The sequence below is a fragment of the Bradyrhizobium sp. USDA 3256 genome, assembly GCF_054058275.1.
This window is the reverse complement of sequence record NZ_JBSSAE010000002.1, coordinates 3,489,366-3,503,470: the sequence shown is the minus strand read 5'-3', so window position 1 is coordinate 3,503,470 and position 14,105 is coordinate 3,489,366. Positions and strand designations below refer to the sequence as shown.

Sequence of the window (14,105 nt, the reverse complement as noted above, 5' to 3'; positions counted from 1 at the left end):
CAGGCAAGAAGGGCATTGAACGATGGCAACGATCACAGCAGCGATGGTCAAGGAGCTCCGCGAGTCGACTGGCGCGGGCATGATGGATTGCAAGGCGGCGCTGACCGAGAACAACGGCGACATGCAGGAAGCGCAGGATTGGCTGCGCAAGAAGGGCCTCTCCAAGGCCGCCAAGAAGGCCGGCCGCGTCGCCGCCGAGGGCCTGATCGGCGCGCTGACCTCCGGCACCAAGGGCGTGCTGGTTGAGGTCAACTCGGAGACCGACTTCGTTGCGCGCAATGAGCAGTTCCAGGGGCTGGTCAAGATGATCGCCCAGGTCGCGCTGCACAACGGCGCTGACGTCGAGAAGATCAAGGCGGCCAAGGTCGGCGACGTCACCGTCGAGACCGCGATCTCCGACGCGATCGCGACCATCGGCGAGAACATGACGCTGCGCCGCGCCGCTTCGCTCGAGGTGAGCAAGGGCGTGGTGTCAAGCTATGTCCACAACGCAGTCGTCGAGGGCGCCGGCAAGATCGGCGTGATCGTGGCGCTGGAGTCCACCGGCAAGGCCGACGAGCTCGCGGTGCTCGGCCGCCAGCTCGCGATGCACGTGGCGGCGGCCAAGCCGCTGGCGCTCGACCCGGCCGGGCTCGATCCGGAGACCGTCAAGCGCGAGAAGGACGTGCTGGCCGACAAGTACCGCCAGCAGGGCAAGCCGGAGAACGTCATCGAGAAGATCGTCGATTCCGGCCTGAAGACTTACTACAAGGAGGTCTGCCTGCTCGATCAGGCCTTCATCCACGATAGCGGCAAGTCGGTTGCCCAGGCGGTGAAGGAAGCTGAGGGTAAGGTCGGCGGGCCGATCAAAATCGCTGGCTTTGTGAACTATGCTCTCGGTGAGGGAATCGAGAAGCAGGAAAGCGACTTCGCCGCCGAAGTCGCGGCCGCCAGCGGCAAGAAGTAACCGCTGACACCAAGGCGTCCGGCGCTCTGCGCCGGAAGCCTGCCTGCGCGGAATAAGAAAGCGATCGCATCATGGCTGAGCCGATCTATCGTCGCGTGGTGATCAAGCTGTCCGGCGAATATCTGGCCGGCTCCCACGGGTTCGGTATCGATCAACCGACGGTCGATCGCATCGCCGACGACCTGATCGCGGCCCGCAAGCTCGGCATCGAGGTCGCCGTCGTGATCGGCGGCGGCAACATCGTCCGCGGCGTCGAGGTGTCCTCGCGCGGCGTCTCCCGGCCGACCGGCGATACCATGGGCATGCTTGCCACCATGATGAACTGCCTCGCGCTGGAGGCGGCGATCGAGCGCAAGGGAACCCCGGCGCGGACCTTGTCGGCATTCGTGATGCCGGAGATTTCCGAGCTGTTCACCCGTAGTGCAACGCACAAATATCTCGCCGAGGGACGCATCGTCCTGCTCGGCGGTGGAACCGGCAACCCGTTCTTCACGACCGACACCACCGCCGTGCTCCGCGCGGCCGAAATCGGTGCGCAGGCGGTGCTGAAGGCCACCAATGTCGACGGCGTCTACAGCGCCGATCCGAAGAAGGACCCCAAAGCCAAGCGCTTCGACCGCCTGACCCATTCGCAGGCGATCGAGGGCGGCTACAAGGTCATGGACGCGACCGCTTTCGCACTTGCCCGCGAGACGTCGCTGCCTATCATCGTGTTCTCTATCGCGGAGCCCGGTTCGATCGGTGCGATTCTGCGCGGTACCGGACACGGCACCGTCGTCGCCGGCTGATTGCCGCGCCTCCGGGCGTCGAGAGCCGGTTTCTAGTGAAAGGGAGAAACGTCATGGCCGCAGCTGGTTTTGACATCAACGACGTGAAGCGCCGCATGCAGGGCGCCACGCAATCGCTCAAGCACGAGCTCGGCGGCCTGCGCACCGGCCGCGCCGCGGCGTCCATGCTGGAGCCGGTCCAGGTCGAGGCTTACGGCTCGCATATGCCGCTCAACCAGGTTGCCACCATCAGCGTGCCCGAGCCGCGCCTGCTCTCGGTGCAGGTCTGGGACAAGACGATGGTCAAGGCCGTGGAGAAGGCAATCGTCGACTCCAACCTCGGCCTTTCGCCGGCGACCGAAGGACAGGTGCTGCGCTTGCGGATTCCCGAACTCAACGAGGAGCGCCGCAAGGAGCTCGTCAAGGTCGCGCATAAATACGCGGAAGCGGCCAAGGTCGCGGTACGCCACGTGCGCCGCGACGGCCTCGACGTGATCAAGAAGCTCGAGAAGAATCACGAGATCTCCGAGGACGATCAGGAGCGCCTGTCGAACGAGGTCCAGAAGGCGACCGACGGCGTGATCGCCGAAGTCGATCAGCTGCTTGCCGCGAAGGAAAAGGAAATCCTGACGGTCTGAAGGCGCTACGGGAACGAGCCGATGTCGAACGCCGCCGCCCCAGCAACCGACGGACCGGATCGCTCCGGCAGTCCGTTGCATGTGGCCATCATCATGGACGGCAACGGGCGCTGGGCAGCTTCGCGCGGCCTGCCGCGCGTCGAGGGCCATCGCCGCGGCGTCGAAGCGCTACGCCGCGTGGTGCGTGCGGCCAATGAACTCGGCATCGTCTATCTCACCATTTTTTCTTTCAGTTCGGAAAACTGGTCGCGGCCCGCGAGCGAGATCGGCGATCTGTTCGGCCTGTTGCGCCGCTTCATCCGCAACGATCTGGCGACGCTGCATCGTGACGGGGTGCGGGTGCGCGTGATCGGCGAGCGTGACGGGCTTGACGCCGACATCTGCGCGCTGCTCAACGAGGCAGAGGAGCTGACGAAGAACAACGTCAAGCTCAGCCTTGTGGTCGCCTTCAACTATGGCTCGCGGGCGGAGATCGCCGCCGCGGCGCGGCGCCTTGCGCGCGAGGTCGCCGAAGGCAAGCGCGACGCCAACTCCATCGATGCCGACACGATCGGGCAATATCTCGATGCGCCCGACATTCCGGATCCGGATCTGATTATCCGCACCAGCGGCGAGCAGCGTCTGTCCAACTTCCTGATGTGGCAGGCCGCCTATAGCGAACTCGTGTTCGTGCCGATTCACTGGCCGGATTTCGACAAGGCGGCGCTCGAGGGCGCGATTGCGGAATACGGCAAGCGCGAGCGCCGGTTCGGCGGGCTCGCTGCGAAAACCGGATCGTGACCGACGACGAAGCCGCGCCGGCGGCCGCAAGCGAGCAGGGTTCGCGCAATCTCGTGATGCGCGTGGCGGCTGCGCTGGTGCTGGCGCCGGTTGCGATCGCGCTGGCCTATATGGGCGGCGTCGCCTGGTCGCTTCTCGTGACATTGGCGGCGGCCGGATTGTTCGCGGAATGGCTTGTTGTCACCGGACTCGGACGCGAGCTCCGTATCGTGGTGCCCGGCGTGGTCGCGTTGCTGCTCGCCGGATTGTGCCTGATGGCCGGCCGTATCGATGCGGCCCTGATCGTGCTCGCCGTCGGTGCGGTTGTTGTGGCACTGACGTCCGGCGCGCGGCGCAACTGGGCCATTGCGGGATTGCTCTATGCGGCAGCGGCCGAGATCGCATCGGTCCTGCTGCGCCTCGACACGGCGAAGGGTTTTGCCGCGCTGATGTTCGTGTTGCTGATCGTGTGGGTCACCGATATCGGCGGCTACTTCGCGGGCCGCAGCATCGGGGGGCCGAAGCTCTGGATGCGGGTCAGCCCGAAGAAGACGTGGGCGGGTGCGGTTGGCGGCTTCGTGGCGAGTTTGCTGGTCGCTGCCGGCTTTGCCGCCTCTGAGATCGGCTCGACCGGTCCGCTCTTGATGCTCGGCGCCGTGTTGTCGGTGGTCTCGCAACTTGGCGATCTCTTCGAATCCGCGGTGAAGCGGCGGTTCGGCGTGAAGGATTCGAGTCACATCATTCCCGGTCATGGCGGCCTCCTGGACCGCCTGGACGGATTTGTCGCGGCCGTCATTGTGGCGGCGATTTTCGGCTTTCTCCGTGGTGGCGCCGATGGCGTCGGGCGCGGTCTTATGGTTTGGTGATGAGATGAGCGCAGTTCCGTTGCGTAACAACAAGGCCGCGGCGGCATCCGCCGCGCGGACCGTAACCGTCCTCGGTGCCACCGGCTCGATCGGCGACAGCACCATGGATCTGCTGCGTGGCGCGCGCGACCGCTACCGGGTCGAGGCGCTGACCGCGAACAGCAATGTCGAGGGCCTCGCCAAGCTGGCGAAGGAATTCAGCGCGCGGTTCGCCGCAATTGCCGATCCGGCGAAGCTTTCGGAGTTGAAGGACGCGCTGACCGGAACCCGGATCGAATGCGGGGCCGGGGAGAGCGCGATCATCGAGGCGGCCGCGCGGCCTGCCGATTGGGTGATGGCTGCGGTCAGCGGGGCGGCCGGGCTGAAGCCCGCGCTTGCCGCGGTCGATCGTGGCGCCACCGTCGCGCTGGCCAACAAGGAATGTTTGGTCTGCGCCGGCGATATCTTCATGGAGCGGGCCAGGAAGGCCGGCGCCTGCATTCTCCCGGCGGACTCCGAGCACAATGCGCTGTTCCAGGCGCTGGCTTCCGGCAATCGCGAGGAACTGACGCGGGTGATCATCACCGCGTCCGGCGGGCCGTTCCGCACCTGGGCGCCCGCCGACATCGAGCAGGCGACGCTGGAACAGGCGCTGAAACATCCCAATTGGAGCATGGGGCAGAAGATCACGATCGATTCCGCGTCGATGATGAATAAGGGTCTCGAGGTGATCGAGGCGTCCTATCTGTTCGCTCTGACGCCCGATGAAATCGACGTGCTGGTGCACCCGCAGTCGATCATCCACGGCATGGTCGAGTTCTCCGATCGCTCGGTGGTCGCCCAGCTCGGCACGCCCGATATGCGGATCCCGATCGCGCATTGCCTCGGGTGGCCCGACCGCGTCGTCGGCCCGTCCGCCAAGCTCGACCTCGCCAAGATCGGACAGCTCACCTTCGAGGCGCCGGACTTTGAACGCTTCCCGGGGCTGCGGCTGGCATACGAGGCGCTACGGATGGGGCACGGCGCGACGACGGTCTACAACGCCGCGAACGAGATCGCGGTCGCCGCGTTTATCGCCGGCAAGATCAAGTTCGGCGCGATCGCCCGGCTGGTCGAGGCGACGATGAACGATTGGATCAAGTCAGGGAATCAGCCACCACTGCACTCGGCGGATGATGCGATTTCCGTTGACCATATCGCGCGAAATAAAGCTGCCGCCCTATTGCCTCAAATTGCCTTAAAGGCAACCTAGAGGGTTGGGGGCGGAGCCTTTGGCTCTTGTCGAGGGAAATCGAATGCCCGAGTATTTCATTCATAGTATCAATGCGTTGAGTCATGGGCTTCTCGGTACCATCGTTCCCTTCCTCTTCGTCCTGACCATTGTCGTCTTCTTCCATGAGCTCGGCCACTTCCTGGTCGCGCGCTGGGCCGGCGTGAAGGTGCTGACGTTCTCGCTGGGTTTCGGGCCGGAGCTGGCCGGCTTCAACGACCGGCATGGCACGCGCTGGAAGATCTCGGCGATACCGCTCGGCGGCTACGTCAAATTCTTCGGCGACGAGAGCGAGGCTTCGACGCCGTCCACCGAGACGCTCGCCGCCATGACGGCGGAAGAGCGTGAAGGCAGCTTCCATCACAAATCGGTCGGAAAGCGCACCGCCATCGTCGCAGCCGGCCCGGTGGCGAACTTCATCCTCGGCGCCCTGATTTTCGCGGGCATGGCGCTCTACTACGGCAAGCCGAGCACGATTGCCCGGGTCGACGGCCTAGTGGCCGAAAGCGTCGCCGCGAACGCCGGCTTCAAGGTCGGCGATGTCGTCGTGGATATCGACGGCAGCGCGATCCAGAGCTTCGCCGACATGCAGCGGATTGTAGCTTCGAATGCTGGTTCAGAGCTTGGGTTCAAGGTGAAGCGCGATGGCGCGATCGTCGCGCTCAAGGCGACGCCGGCGCTCAGGGAGGTCAAGGACCCCTTCGGCAATGCCCACCGAATCGGCGTGCTCGGAATCGAGCACAAGGCTCAGGTCGGCGAAGCGACCAGCGCCTCGGTCGGCGTGCTGGAGGCCCTGAAGATCGGCGTCGAGCAGGTTTGGTACATCATTTCCAGCACGTTCAAGTTCCTGGGGTCGCTGTTCGTTGGGACCGGCAATCCGGCTGAGGTGAGCGGCGTCATTGGAATCGCGAAGCTGTCGGGGCAGGCCGCGAGCGCCGGGTTCCAGTTCGTGATCAACCTTTGCGCCATCCTGTCGGTCTCGATCGGCCTGCTGAACCTGTTTCCGATCCCGCTTTTGGATGGCGGACACCTGCTTTTCTACAGCGCGGAGGCACTGCGGGGACGCCCGCTGTCGGAGCGGACGCAGGAGGTGGGTTTCCGAATCGGGCTGGGTCTGGTCCTGATGCTGATGGTGTTTGCGACGTATAACGACATCCTCAGGATCGCCGGGTCCTGAAACGGGCTTTTTTGTGGCGTTGCCAATGGGCAACGTCTTGGAACGAAAATGGAAATGTTCAGCTCTAGTAAGTTTGCCCCCCTGGCAAATTTGGTTACAAGCTGAGCGGCAGGTTGGGAATCTGTCGGGTCGTTGGGGAACGATCTGGCATCGTTAAGATAAGGGCGCGTTGCGCATGATGTTTGGAATGCGAGTGAGGGGGGGGCTGTTCGCCGCCTTGGTCATGTTCGCCGCGCCGGTGGTTGCCACCTTGGCGACCGTAGCTGTGTCTGTGCCCGCGTCGGCGCAGACCGTGGATTCGATCACGGTGGAGGGGAACCGCCGTGTCGAGCTTGAAACCATCCGCTCCTACTTCCATCCTGGACCGGGCGGTCGGCTGGGCCAGGCCCAGATCGACGACGGTCTGAAGGCGCTGATCGAGACCGGCCTGTTTCAGGACGTCCATATCGATCAGCGGGGCGGGCGCCTCGTCGTAGTCGTGGTCGAGAACCCGGTGATCGGCCGCGTTGCCTTCGAGGGCAACAAGAAGATCAAGGACGAGCAGCTCACCGCTGAAGTGCAGTCCAAGCCGCGCGGCACGTTCTCGCGCCCGATGGTCCAGTCGGACGCCCTGCGCATCGCCGAAATCTACCGTCGGTCCGGCCGCTATGACGTGCGGGTCAATCCGCAGATCATCGAGCAGCCGAACAACCGCGTCGACCTGATCTTCGAGGTCAATGAAGGCGTGAAGACCGGCGTCCGGTCGATCGAGTTCATCGGCAACAGCGCCTATTCGGCGTCCCGTCTGCGCGACGTTATCAAGACCCGCGAATCGAACATTCTGAGCTTCCTCGGCGGCAACGACGTCTACGATCCCGACCGGGTCGAGGCCGACCGTGACCTGCTGCGTCGCTTCTACCTCAAGAACGGCTATGCCGACGTCCAGGTCGTGGCCGCGCTGACCGAATACGATCCCGACAAGAAGGGCTTCCTGGTTACCTTCAAGATCGAGGAAGGCCAGCAGTACCGCGTCGCGTCCGTCAACTATACGTCGTCGATCGCAACGCTCGACCCGAACGCGCTGCGCACCTACTCGCGCGTCAACGTCGGCTCGCTCTACAACGCCGAGGCGCTGGAGAAGTCGGTCGAGGAGATGCAGATCGAGGCATCGCGCCGCGGCTACGCCTTCGCCGTGGTCCGGCCGCGCGGCGATCGCAACTTCGACAATCACACGGTGTCGATCACCTTCGCGATCGACGAAGGTCCGCGCACCTATATCGAGCGTATCAACATCCGCGGCAACAGCCGTACCCGCGACTACGTGATCCGCCGTGAGTTCGATATCTCGGAAGGCGACGCCTACAACCGGGCGCTGGTCGACCGTGCCGAGCGCCGGCTGAAGAACCTCGACTTCTTCAAGACGGTGAAGATCACCACCGAGCCGGGCTCCTCCAGCGATCGCGTCATCCTGATCGTCGATCTCGAGGAAAAGTCGACCGGCGACTTCTCGGTGTCGGGCGGCTACTCGACGACCGACGGCGCGCTGGCCGAAGTCAGCGTCTCCGAGCGCAACCTGCTCGGCCGTGGCCTGTTCGCGAAGGCGTCGGTGACCTACGGCCAGTATGCCCGCGGCTACTCGCTGTCGTTCGTCGAGCCCTATCTGCTCGACTACCGCGTCGCGCTCGGCCTCGACCTCTATCAGCGCCAGCAGCTGTCCAACAGCTACATCGCGTACGGCACCAAGACGCTGGGCTTCAGCCCGCGGCTCGGCTTCAGCCTGCGGGAAGATCTCTCGCTGCAGCTGCGCTACTCGATTTATCAGCAGGAAATCACCCTGCCGTCGACGCTGAACAACTGTAACAACGTGCCGTTCCTGCCGGATGGAACGCCCAATCCCGCGTTCAATCCGAGCCCGGCCTATGCGAACCTGAACGGGATCAGCCTGGTGTCGACCAATGGTCTCGGCTGCTTCTTTGACGGTGAAGCCTCGCTGCCGGTCCGCAAGGAGCTGGCGGGCGGCAAGACCCTCACGTCGGCGCTGGGCTACACGCTCAACTACAACACGCTCGACAACAACAAGAACCCGACCGACGGTCTGATCGTCGACTTCAAGCAGGACTTCGCCGGTGTTGGCGGTGACGTCAGCTACATCAAGACCGCGATCGACGCGAAGTACTACACCCCGCTGGTCTCCGACATCGTCGGCGTGATCCACGCCCAGGGCGGCATCCTGAACAAGCTCGGGACCTCGGATCTGCGCATGCTCGATCACTTCCAGATGGGCCCGAACCTGGTCCGCGGCTTCGCGCCGAACGGTATCGGTCCGCGCGACATCAACCCGTACGGCACCATGGACGCCATCGGCGGCACCAAGTACTGGGGCGTGTCGGCGGAACTGCAGATGCCGTTCTGGTTCCTGCCGAAGGAAGTCGGGCTCAAGGGCGCGGTCTATGCCGACGCCGGCGGCCTGTACGACTACCAGGGCCCGACCTCGTGGGCGGCGACCGGCGAAGTCAACGTGCCTGGCTGTGTCAGGCCGACGAACAATCCGCCGTCTCCGGGTACGTGCCTTGGCCTGAGCTACGACGACAGCAAGGTTGTCCGTACCTCGGTCGGTGTCGGCCTGATCTGGCAGTCACCGTTCGGCCCGCTGCGCTTCGACTACGCGGTGCCGCTGACCAAGGGTGCGTTCGACCGCACGCAAGAATTCCGGTTTGGCGGCGGTACGACGTTCTAAGACCGATTGCCGACCGGACTGCGACGGATGGAATGGCGCAGCCGATCTTCTTCAAGAGTCCTCCTTCGTCATCGCTGGCTGAAATAGCCGCGCTGACGAAGGCGCAACTGGTCGACCCCGAAAGGGGTGCGCTTCAGATCAGGGGGCTGGCCTCGCTCGACGAGGCCGGTCCGATGCATCTCGCCTTTTTCGACAATCTGAAATACGCCGACCAGCTTGCCGCGACCAAGGCCGGGGCGTGTCTGGTCAGCCCGCGCTTCGAGGCACAAGTGCCGAAGGGCACCGCCGTGCTGCGGGCGGCGAAGCCGTTCCAGGTGTTCGTCGAGCTCGCCCGTGAATGGCACGCCGATGCCCTGCGGCCGCAATCCTGGTTCGACACCGAGGGCATCGCGCCGTCGGCGATCATCGATCCCACCGCGCGCCTGGAGGACGGCGTCATCGTCGATCCGCTGGTCGTGATCGGTCCGCGGGTCGAGATCGGCTCTGGCACCATCATCGGCGCCGGCGCGGTGATCGGGGCCGACGTCAAGATCGGCCGCGACTGCAATGTCGGCGCCAAGACCACCATCCAGTTCGCGCTGATCGGCAACAACGTCCTGATCCATCCCGGCTGCAATATCGGCCAGGACGGCTACGGCTTCATCTTCTTCGGGCCGGCCGGCCACGTGAAGGTGCCGCAGACCGGCCGCGTGGTGATCCAGAACAATGTCGAGGTCGGCGCAGCCTCGACCATCGACCGCGGTTCCCTGCGCGACACCGTGATCGGCGAGGGCACCAAAATCGACAACCAGGTCCAGATCGGCCACAATGTGACGATCGGCCGGCACTGCCTGCTGGCAGCCCAGATCGGGCTCGCCGGCAGCCTGACCATCGGCGACAATGTCGCGCTCGGCGCGAAGGTGGGCATCAACAACCACCTGAAGATCGGCGACGGCGCCCAGGTGACGGCAATGAGCGCGGTCAAGGACGACATCCCGGCTAACGGTCGGTGGGGCGGGCATTTCGCCAAGCCGACCAGGCAGTGGTTCAGGGAGATTCTCGCGGTGGAGCGCCTGGTGCGCGACAACGAAGCCAAAGGCAAGGAACAGGAGTGATGGAGGAGGCACCGGTCAAATTCGAGCTCGTGGATATCAACGATATCCTGAAGACGCTTCCGCATCGCTTTCCGATGTTGCTGATCGACCGTGTGATCAAGATCCGCACCGACTACAGCGGCATCGGCATCAAGAACGTCACCTTCAACGAGCCGCCGTTCCAGGGCCACTTCCCGGACCGCCCGGTCTACCCCGGCGTGATGATGATCGAGGCGATGGCCCAGACCGCCGGCGTCATCGGCATCAAGTCGGTCGAGGGCACCGAGAAGCCGCGCGCGGTGTATTTCCTCACCATCGACAAGTGCAAGTTCAGGAAGCCGGTGATGCCCGGCGACACCATCGAGTATCACATGCGCTCGCTCGGCCGGCGCAAGACGATGTGGTGGTTTCACGGCGATGCCAAGGTCAACGGCCAGGTCGTCGCCGAGGCCGATGTCGGTGCGATGCTGACGGATTAGAGCGTTTTCGAGCGAAGTGGATTCCGGTTCGCGTGAAGAAAACGCGTCAAGAAAACCCTGGCCGCGCCGAGCTCATGACGTTGTGCAGGTGTAGCGGCCGTCTGCGCCCGCGATCCGCAGGACGCGATTGAGGAACACGCCCATCGACGGCGCGTTCATCAGCGCATCGTAGGTTTCGGCAGGGACGCTGCAATAGTGCTGGTAGCTGCCTCTGACCGCGACCAGCAGCGTGCGCTGATTCGTGCTGTAGCAGACCCGCTGGACGATCGTGCTGCGGTTGATATCGCGGCATTCGAAGCTCGAGAGATCGACCGCCGTGCTGTGGCCGAGATCGACCGTCTCCGGGCCGATTGGCGCAGAGAGCAGGCTGAGGATCAGCGCGGCGGCCCGGACCATGGATCGGTTGCGACCTTCTCTTGCAACAGGCCGTCATCATACGTCACTGGACAGGGCGGGCAAAGTCGCGCTAACGACCGCCCCAATCGACAGCCTGGCGCCTCGATAGCACCTTGGCGCCATTAACGAATTCCGGACCGAAACTTCATGAGCATGATCGACCCGACTGCGCGGATTGCCGATGGCGCTGTGATCGGGGCCGGCACCGAGATCGGTCCGTACTGCATCGTCGGCCCCAATGTCGTGCTCGGTGAGAACTGCAAGCTGATCGCGCATGTCACGATCAGCGGGCATACCAGGATCGGCGCCGGCTGCATCATCTCCCCGTTCGCGGCGCTCGGCGGGCCGCCGCAGGATCTCAGCTATCGCGGCGAGCCGACCCGCCTCGAAGTCGGCGAAGCCTGCACGATCCGCGAGGGCGTGACGATGAATGTCGGCACGGTCAAGGGCGGCGGGCTCACGCGCGTCGGCGATCGCGGCTTCTTCATGAACAACAGCCATGTCGGCCATGACTGCATGGTCGGCAATGGCGTGATCTTCGCGACGTCGGCGACGCTCGGCGGCCACTGCGAGATCGGCGACTTCGTCTACATCGGGGGCCTGTCGGCTGTGCACCAGTTCACCCGCGTCGGCTCGCAGGTGATGATCGGTGGCGTTTGCGGCGTCCGCGGCGACATCATCCCCTTCGGCCTCGCCAACGGTCAGTACGCGGTTCTCGAAGGACTCAACATCATCGGCATGCGGCGCCGCCAGTTCACCAAGGCGCGGCTGGCGACGGTGCGCGCGTTCTATCAAAAGCTGTTCCACGGTCCCGGCATCTTCGCCGAACGGCTGGCTTCGGTGCAGCCGCTGGCGGGCGAGGATCCCGCGATTGCGGAAATCCTGGCCTTCATCGAGGGCGGCAAGCTGCGCCCGCTCTGCCTTCCCGCCGATACCAATTGAGCAGGGGATGGCCGCCAGCATGACGTCAGCGGCTCCCTCGCTTTCCTCGCCGGTCGGCGTCATCGCCGGTGGCGGCGCCATGCCGTTCGCGGTCGCCGACTCCCTGGTTGCGCGCGGCATCACGCCGGTGCTGTTCGCGCTGCGCGGCGCCTGCGATCCGGCGCGGGCGCAGCGGTTTCGTCACCGCTGGATCTCGGTCGGCCAGCTCGGGCGGGCGACCCGGCTGTTCCGCGACGAAGGCTGCCGCGATCTGATCTTCATCGGCACCCTGGTGCGGCCCGCGCTGTCGGAGATCCGGCTCGACTGGGGCACGCTGCGCCTGCTCGGCCACGTCGTGCGCGCATTTCGCGGCGGCGACGATCATTTGCTGTCGAGCGTCGGCCGCATCCTCGAGCAGCAGGGCTTCCGCATGGTCGGGATCAAGGATGTCGCGCCCGATCTGCTGATGCCGGAGGGCGCCGTGACGCGCGCGGCGCCCGACAGCACGGCGCTCGCCGATATCGCGCGCGGACGCGGCGTGCTCGACGCGCTCGGCCCGTTCGACATCGGTCAGGCGGCCGTGGTGATCGACGGTCATGTGGTGGCGGTCGAGGATATCGAGGGCACCGACGGGCTGCTCGCGCGCGTGGCGCGGCTGCGCGCCGAGGGCCGCATTCGCGCCAAGGCCGGCCGCGGCGTGCTGGTGAAGGCGCCGAAGAGCCGGCAGGATCTGCGCTTCGATCTGCCGACCATCGGCCCGCGGACGGTCGAGGGCGCGGCAGCAGCCGGTATCGCCGGCATCGCCGTGATCGCCGGCAACACGCTGGCCGCCGAGCCGCAGGCCCTGGTCGAGGCCGCCGACGCCAGGGGGCTGTTTGTCATCGGGCTGGCGGGCTGATGCAGGTGCGCAGCCCCAGCACCGCTCGCAAGATCTTCCTCATCGCGACCGAGGAATCCGGCGACCGCCTCGGCGCGGCGTTGATGCAGGTGCTGCGCCAACGGCTCGGCGATGCCGTGCAGTTTTCCGGCGTCGGCGGCCGGGCGATGACTGCTCAGGGAATCGCCCCGCTGTTTCCGATCGAAGAGCTCTCGATCATGGGCTTTGCCGCCGTCGTGAAGCAGTTGCCGAAAATCCTGCGATTGATCCGGCGCACGGCCGATGCCGTGCTCGCCGACGCGCCTGACATGCTCGTCATTATCGACAGCCCCGATTTCACCCACCGCGTCGCCCGTCGCGTCCGCGCCCGCAACCCGAACATTCCGATCGTCGATTACGTGTCGCCGTCGGTCTGGGCCTGGCGGCCGGGCAGGGCGCGCGCGATGCGGGGCTATGTCGATCATGTGCTTGCGCTGCTGCCGTTCGAGCCGGAGGAATATCGCAAGCTGCAGGGTCCGCCGTGCAGCTATGTCGGCCATCCCCTGACCGAGCAGCTCGCCTCGCTGCGGCCGAACGAGGACGAGCAGAAGCGGCGCGATGCGCAGCCTCCGGTGCTGCTGGTATTGCCCGGAAGCCGGCGCAGCGAGATCAGGCATCATCTCGCACTGTTCGGCACGGCGCTCGGCCAGCTCAACAAGCAAACGCCGTTCGAGCTTGTGCTTCCCACCATGCCGCATCTCGAGGCGATGGTGCGCGAGGGTGTCGCGTCGTGGCCCGTCGCGCCGCGGCTCGCGATCGGCGAGACCGAGAAGCGCGCCGCGTTCCGTGTCGCCCGCGCTGCGCTCGCGAAGTCGGGCACGGTGACGCTGGAGCTCGCGCTGTCGGGGATTCCCATGGTGACGGCCTATCGCGTCGGCGCCGCCGAGGCGTTCATCCTGCGCCGCGCGATCCGGGTGTCCTCGGTGATCCTCGCCAATCTCGTGATCGGCAGCGATATCATTCCCGAGTTCCTGCAGGAGGACTGCACGCCGGACAAGCTCGCGGCCGCGCTGGGCGACGTGCTTGCGGATTCGCCCGATCGTCTGCGGCAGCTCGTGGGGTTCGCGACGATGGACGGGAAGATGTCGACCGGCGACCAGCCGCCGAGCGTCCGCGCCGCCGCCATCGTGTTGGCGGAGATGGGACGCCGTTCGACCTAGCCAATCGATGGTGTTCCTCGTTCAGTGGCGACATCCCGCCGC

General features: G+C 65.2%; 14 protein-coding genes. 13 read left to right on the top strand and 1 reads right to left on the bottom strand.

The features are described 5' to 3' along the window. The first annotated feature begins 22 nt into the window (after positions 1–22). The 10 genes from tsf to fabZ all read left to right on the top strand — a co-directional run bounded on the left by tsf (position 23) and on the right by fabZ (position 10,670). Positions 23–946, top strand: coding sequence for a translation elongation factor Ts (gene tsf / locus ACVWY5_RS18165; protein WP_028334005.1), 924 nt, complete (start codon positions 23–25; stop codon positions 944–946). Positions 947–1,017: 71 nt separating this feature from the next. Beyond that, entirely contained in the window at positions 1,018–1,734 is a 717-nt protein-coding gene (pyrH, locus tag ACVWY5_RS18160; protein WP_028334006.1) for a UMP kinase, read from the top strand. Between the two features lie 53 nt (positions 1,735–1,787). Beyond that, positions 1,788–2,351, top strand: a complete 564-nt coding sequence (frr, locus tag ACVWY5_RS18155; RefSeq protein WP_028334007.1) for a ribosome recycling factor — start codon at positions 1,788–1,790, stop codon at positions 2,349–2,351. A gap of 21 nt (positions 2,352–2,372) precedes the next feature. Then, positions 2,373–3,131, top strand: coding sequence for an isoprenyl transferase (locus ACVWY5_RS18150; RefSeq protein ID WP_028334008.1), 759 nt, complete (start codon positions 2,373–2,375; stop codon positions 3,129–3,131). Beyond that, positions 3,128–3,976 carry a phosphatidate cytidylyltransferase gene (locus tag ACVWY5_RS18145; RefSeq protein ID WP_028334009.1) on the top strand — a complete coding sequence of 283 codons (849 nt, stop codon included), beginning with the start codon at positions 3,128–3,130 and terminating at the stop codon, positions 3,974–3,976. Before ACVWY5_RS18150 ends, ACVWY5_RS18145 begins: the two co-directional genes overlap by 4 nt. Positions 3,977–3,980: 4 nt before the next feature. After that, positions 3,981–5,207, top strand: a complete 1,227-nt coding sequence (gene dxr / locus ACVWY5_RS18140; RefSeq protein ID WP_028334010.1) for a 1-deoxy-D-xylulose-5-phosphate reductoisomerase — start codon at positions 3,981–3,983, stop codon at positions 5,205–5,207. 43 nt (positions 5,208–5,250) lie between these two features. Continuing rightward, positions 5,251–6,402: an RIP metalloprotease RseP gene (gene rseP / locus ACVWY5_RS18135; RefSeq protein WP_028334011.1), complete on the top strand. Its 1,152-nt coding sequence runs from the start codon at positions 5,251–5,253 to the stop codon at positions 6,400–6,402. Between the two features lie 175 nt (positions 6,403–6,577). After that, positions 6,578–9,118 carry an outer membrane protein assembly factor BamA gene (bamA, locus tag ACVWY5_RS18130; protein ID WP_028334012.1) on the top strand — a complete coding sequence of 847 codons (2,541 nt, stop codon included), beginning with the start codon at positions 6,578–6,580 and terminating at the stop codon, positions 9,116–9,118. A gap of 32 nt (positions 9,119–9,150) precedes the next feature. Continuing rightward, a complete protein-coding gene (gene lpxD, locus ACVWY5_RS18125; RefSeq protein ID WP_028334013.1) occupies positions 9,151–10,212 on the top strand; it encodes a UDP-3-O-(3-hydroxymyristoyl)glucosamine N-acyltransferase in 1,062 nt (353 codons plus the stop codon). After that, a complete protein-coding gene (gene fabZ / locus ACVWY5_RS18120; protein ID WP_016841580.1) occupies positions 10,212–10,670 on the top strand; it encodes a 3-hydroxyacyl-ACP dehydratase FabZ in 459 nt (152 codons plus the stop codon). Before lpxD ends, fabZ begins: the two co-directional genes overlap by 1 nt. Before the next feature lie 72 nt (positions 10,671–10,742). Here the strand turns inward: fabZ and ACVWY5_RS18115 are convergent, their stop codons facing one another. Continuing rightward, positions 10,743–11,066, bottom strand: a complete 324-nt coding sequence (locus ACVWY5_RS18115) for a KTSC domain-containing protein (protein WP_028334014.1) — start codon at positions 11,064–11,066, stop codon at positions 10,743–10,745. A 147-nt stretch (positions 11,067–11,213) separates the two neighbouring features. Between ACVWY5_RS18115 and lpxA the strand changes: the two genes are divergently transcribed. The 3 genes from lpxA to lpxB are packed head-to-tail and all read left to right on the top strand — an operon-like array spanning position 11,214 to position 14,063. Continuing rightward, on the top strand, positions 11,214–12,008 hold the full coding sequence (gene lpxA / locus ACVWY5_RS18110) for an acyl-ACP--UDP-N-acetylglucosamine O-acyltransferase (RefSeq protein WP_028334015.1): 795 nt from the start codon (positions 11,214–11,216) through the stop codon (positions 12,006–12,008). 19 nt (positions 12,009–12,027) lie between these two features. Beyond that, a complete protein-coding gene (locus ACVWY5_RS18105) occupies positions 12,028–12,885 on the top strand; it encodes an LpxI family protein (protein ID WP_038377445.1) in 858 nt (285 codons plus the stop codon). Then, positions 12,885–14,063: a lipid-A-disaccharide synthase gene (lpxB, locus tag ACVWY5_RS18100; protein WP_028334017.1), complete on the top strand. Its 1,179-nt coding sequence runs from the start codon at positions 12,885–12,887 to the stop codon at positions 14,061–14,063. The genes ACVWY5_RS18105 and lpxB overlap by 1 nt, the downstream gene beginning before the upstream one ends. Positions 14,064–14,105 lie beyond the last annotated feature (42 nt).